At 71.0% G+C, this 3903-nt stretch carries 3 protein-coding genes; 2 read left to right on the forward strand and 1 reads right to left on the reverse strand.

Translation table 11 applies throughout. The features are described 5' to 3' along the window. Nucleotides 1-247 precede the first annotated feature (247 nt). Together GSF22_RS31715 and GSF22_RS31720 are read left to right on the forward strand one after the other, a co-directional pair. Nucleotides 248-727, forward strand: a complete 480-nt coding sequence (locus GSF22_RS31715; RefSeq protein ID WP_208817593.1) for an Lrp/AsnC family transcriptional regulator — start codon at nt 248-250, stop codon at nt 725-727. Nucleotides 728-843: 116 nt separating this feature from the next. After that, nucleotides 844-1857 carry an LLM class flavin-dependent oxidoreductase gene (locus GSF22_RS31720; RefSeq protein WP_208817594.1) on the forward strand — a complete coding sequence of 338 codons (1014 nt, stop codon included), beginning with the start codon at nt 844-846 and terminating at the stop codon, nt 1855-1857. Nucleotides 1858-2097: 240 nt separating this feature from the next. Here GSF22_RS31720 and GSF22_RS31725 read toward each other — a convergent pair. Next, a partial coding sequence (locus tag GSF22_RS31725; protein ID WP_280117015.1) for a rhamnogalacturonan lyase occupies nt 2098-3903 on the reverse strand: 1806 nt, incomplete at its 5' end.

The following is a 3903-nucleotide window of genomic DNA, read 5'->3' on the forward strand; positions in this document are numbered from 1 at the left end:
GTGGCGAGGAGTTCGTAGGCGTCGCCGCCGGCGTCGACCGAGGGCAGGGGGTTGGTGGTGGAGAGGTCGATCGGTGGTACGTGTACGCCGAGGGCGGCGAGGTCGTCGCGGCCGGCGTGCACGGCGCGGGTGTCGGCGGTGGCCATGCGCGAAGCGTCGAACATCAGGGCAACATGCCGCAACTGATCCGCATATAATTCTTTCCTTTCCCCGAACTCGTAATTTTGTTCGAGAAAGGCGGTGTTGCGTGCCTACCGCGCCGAATGATGTGCGGCCCTTCGCCCAGCTCGACGAGACGGATCGGGCGATCCTGTCGGTGCTGGCGGCGGACGGCCGGATTCCGAACAATGCGCTGGCCGAGCGGGTCGGCGTGGCACCGTCGACGTGTCTGGCCCGGGTACGCGCGTTGCGGGAGAGCGGGGCGATCCGGGGGTTCCACGCGGAGATCGATCCGGCGGCGCTGGGGGTGCCGTTGCAGGCGCTGGTGTCGGTGCGGCTCGCCGCGCACGCGCGGGACGCGGTGGACGCGTTCCGGGCCCGGTCGGTGCGGCTGCCCGGGGTGGTGTCGGTGTTCCACGTGGCGGGTGCGGAGGACTACGTGCTGCATGTGCGGGCGGCGTCCGGGGATGCGCTGCGGGACTTCGTGCTGGACCATCTGGCGGTGGATCCGGTGGTGCAGCACACCCAGACGTCGTTGATCTTCGAGCAGGCCCGGGGCCGGGGCTGAGGTGTTGGGAAGGGCCCCTTCCTGTACCGGAAACGATAGGAGGGGGCCCTTCCTGACAGGTGGGTGCGCACCGCGCGCCCGGAACAATCCCGGACCCGGGTGGGTTGACCAGTCGCGTGACCGACGTACCCCTCGCTGTTCTTGATCTTGCTCCGGTCGCGGCCGGCACCTCCGCCGGGGCGGCCCTGCGGCACACCACGGAGCTGGCCCGGCGGACCGAGGAACTGGGCTTCGGCCGGTTCTGGGTGGCCGAGCACCACAACATGCCGGCGATCGCGAGTTCCGCACCGGCGGTACTGATCGCGCACCTGGCCGCGCACACCAGGACGATCCGGCTCGGTTCGGGCGGGGTGATGTTGCCCAACCACGCGCCGCTGGTGGTGGCCGAGCAGTTCGGCACCCTGACGGCCCTGCATCCGGGGCGGATCGACCTGGGTATCGGCCGGGCACCGGGTACCGACCAGATGACCGCCCTGGCGCTGCGGCGTACCCGGCAGGGGCTGTCGGCGGAGGACTTCCCGCGCGAGCTGGCGGACCTGATGAACTACTTCACCGGTACCGATCCGGGGCCGATCGTGGCCACCCCCGGTCGGGGTGACCTGCCGGCGGTCTGGCTGCTCGGCTCCAGCGGTTTCAGTGCCCAGCTCGCCGGGCTGCTCGGGCTGCCGTTCTCCTTCGCGCACCACTTCAGCGCGGCCAACACGCTGCCCGCGCTGGCGCTCTACCGGCAGCATTTCCGCCCGTCGGAGTGGCTGTCCGAGCCGTACGCGATGGTGGCGGTGAACGTGGTCTGCGCGGAGACCGACGAGCGGGCGGAGTGGCTGGCCGGGCCGGCCGGGTTGTCGTTCCTGAAGCTGCGGGCGGGGCGCCCGGAGCCGCTGGTCTCCCCGGAGGAGGCGGCGGCGTACCCGTACACCGATCTGGAGCGCGAGTTCGTCCGGGAACGACGCCGGGGTCAGGCCATGGGGTCGCCGGAGACGGTGTACCGCCAGTTGACCCAGCTGCAGGAGCGGACCGGGGCGGACGAGATGATGCTCACCACGATGGTGTACGACATCGCCGACCGGGTGCGTTCGTTCGAGCTGGTCGCGGAGCGGTTCGGGCTGTCCGGTGGCGCCGGGCGGGGGTGAACGCGGGCCCTCCGGTGGCGCCGGGCGGACGGGCGACGTCGGTCGTCCGAGGCGGCGAAACACCAGCTTCATACTGGCGACACCTGCCCGCCGTACACCGTCGCTAACGTTGTTTCCGGTGGTGGTACGACATCCGTCGGTCAGGGACGGGTCGCGGATGTCGCGGTGTGGCGCACCGGTCCGGTCGGGTGATTCACCTGACCGGACCGGTGCCATCCCTTTTTCAGCCCCTGGTGCGGCTCATCGTAGGTAGATGTTCGGCGTGGGCGGGGTGGCCATGCCGGCGCCGAGGTGGAAGCCCGGGTGCGGGGGCTGGTTGTAGGCGGTGTTCTGCCAGGCGACGGCGACCCGGTACTGCGGGTCGTGCATGAGGGTGTGGATCCGGGTGGTGGTCGGCGTCGGGGTGCTGTAGATCCGCAGTTTCGTGTTGTCGGTGGTCCGCCAGACCACCTCCTCGCGCCAGTCGCCGAACAGGTCACCGGAAAGCGCCGGGGTGGACTTGGTGCCGTTGTTCGACGACACGCCGCTGCCGGTGAGCAGTCGGGTGTCGCCGCTGGTGCCGTACTTGTCGATCCGGGTGCCGTCGAGCAGCTCGCGGGTGGTGTCGCCGTCCCACCAGGCGAGGAAGTTCGCCGAGGACGGGCTACGCCCGACCGACGTACCGGCGGTGTCGAACAGGTTGGTCATGGTGGTGCCGGCGCCCCAGAACTCGGCGCCCGGGCTGCCGGCGTGGATGTCCCCGGCGACGCCCCGACCCGGACCCTCGACACCGCCGTTGTGGGGTCGCTGCCAGATGATCTGCCCGGTCCGGGCGTCGTGCACGTCGGCGGCCGGGGCGCTGCCCGACTCGTGGATGGTGAAGACCTCCAGGCCGGCGCGGGCCGGAATCAGGTCACCGACGTGCAGGGCGTCGCCGTGCCCGAAGCCGGTGGCGTACATCAGGGTGCCGTTGTCGTCGATGGTCGCCGAGCCGTAGACGATCTCCTGCTTGCCGTCGACGTCCACGTCCGCGACGGAGAGGTTGTGGTTGCCCTGCCCGTACGCGGCGCCGCTGCCGGAGTTGGTGGAGTCGAAGGTCCACCGCTTGGTGAGGGTGCCGTTGCGGAAGTCCCAGGCGGCGACGACCGCCCTGGTGTAGTAGCCCCGGGCCATGACCAGCGAGGGGCGTTCGCCGTCCAGGTAGGCGGTGGCGGCCAGGAACCGGTCGACCCGGTTGCCGTAGCTGTCGCCCCAGGAGGAGACGGTGCCCCGGGGCGGGTCGTAGGCGACGGTGGAGAGGGCGGCGCCGGTCCGGCCGTCGAACATGGTCAGGTACTCCGGGCCGGCCAGGACGTAGCCGGAGGAGTTGCGGTGGTCGGCGGAGGCGGAGCCGATGGTCTGGCCGGTACCGGAGCGGGTGCCGTCGGCGGTCTTCATGGCCACCTCGGCGTCCCCGTCGCCGTCGTAGTCGTACACCTGGAACTGGGTGTAGTGCGCCCCGGCCCGGATGTTGCGGCCCAGGTCGATGCGCCAGAGTCGGGTACCGGTGAGCGTGTAGGCGTCGACGTGGACGTTGCCGGTGTACCCGCTCTGCGAGTTGTCCTTCGCGTTGGACGGGTCCCATTTGAGCACGATCTCGTACCGGCCGTCGCCGTCCAGGTCACCGACGGAGGCGTCGTTCGCCGCGTAGGTGTACGCCTCGCCGCTCGGGGTGGTGCCACCGGGCGGGGCCTGGATCGGCACGTCGAGGTAGCCGCTGGTGAACAGCAGGGCCGGCGCGGAGTCGGGCTGTTCCACGCCGCCGACCACCGCGCGGACCGTGTAGGCGGCACCGGCTGCCGCCCCGGCGTCGAGGTGGTTGGTGGCGCCGGTGATCGGGCTGCCGTTCACCCGGGTACCGCCCCGGTAGAGGTTGAACGACACCCCGGAGGTCTCGGTGCCGAGCAGCCGCCAGGAGAGCAGGTTGCCGGTACCCGAGCGGACGCTGACCAGCCCCCGGTCCAGCTTCTCCATCTGCTTGGCCCCGGCCGGCGGAGTGGTCGGCGGTGGCGTGGTGGTGGGCGGTGG

Source organism: Micromonospora echinofusca (genome assembly GCF_017614955.1).
In the GTDB taxonomy this organism is placed as follows: Bacteria; Actinomycetota; Actinomycetes; order Mycobacteriales; family Micromonosporaceae; genus Micromonospora; species Micromonospora echinofusca_A.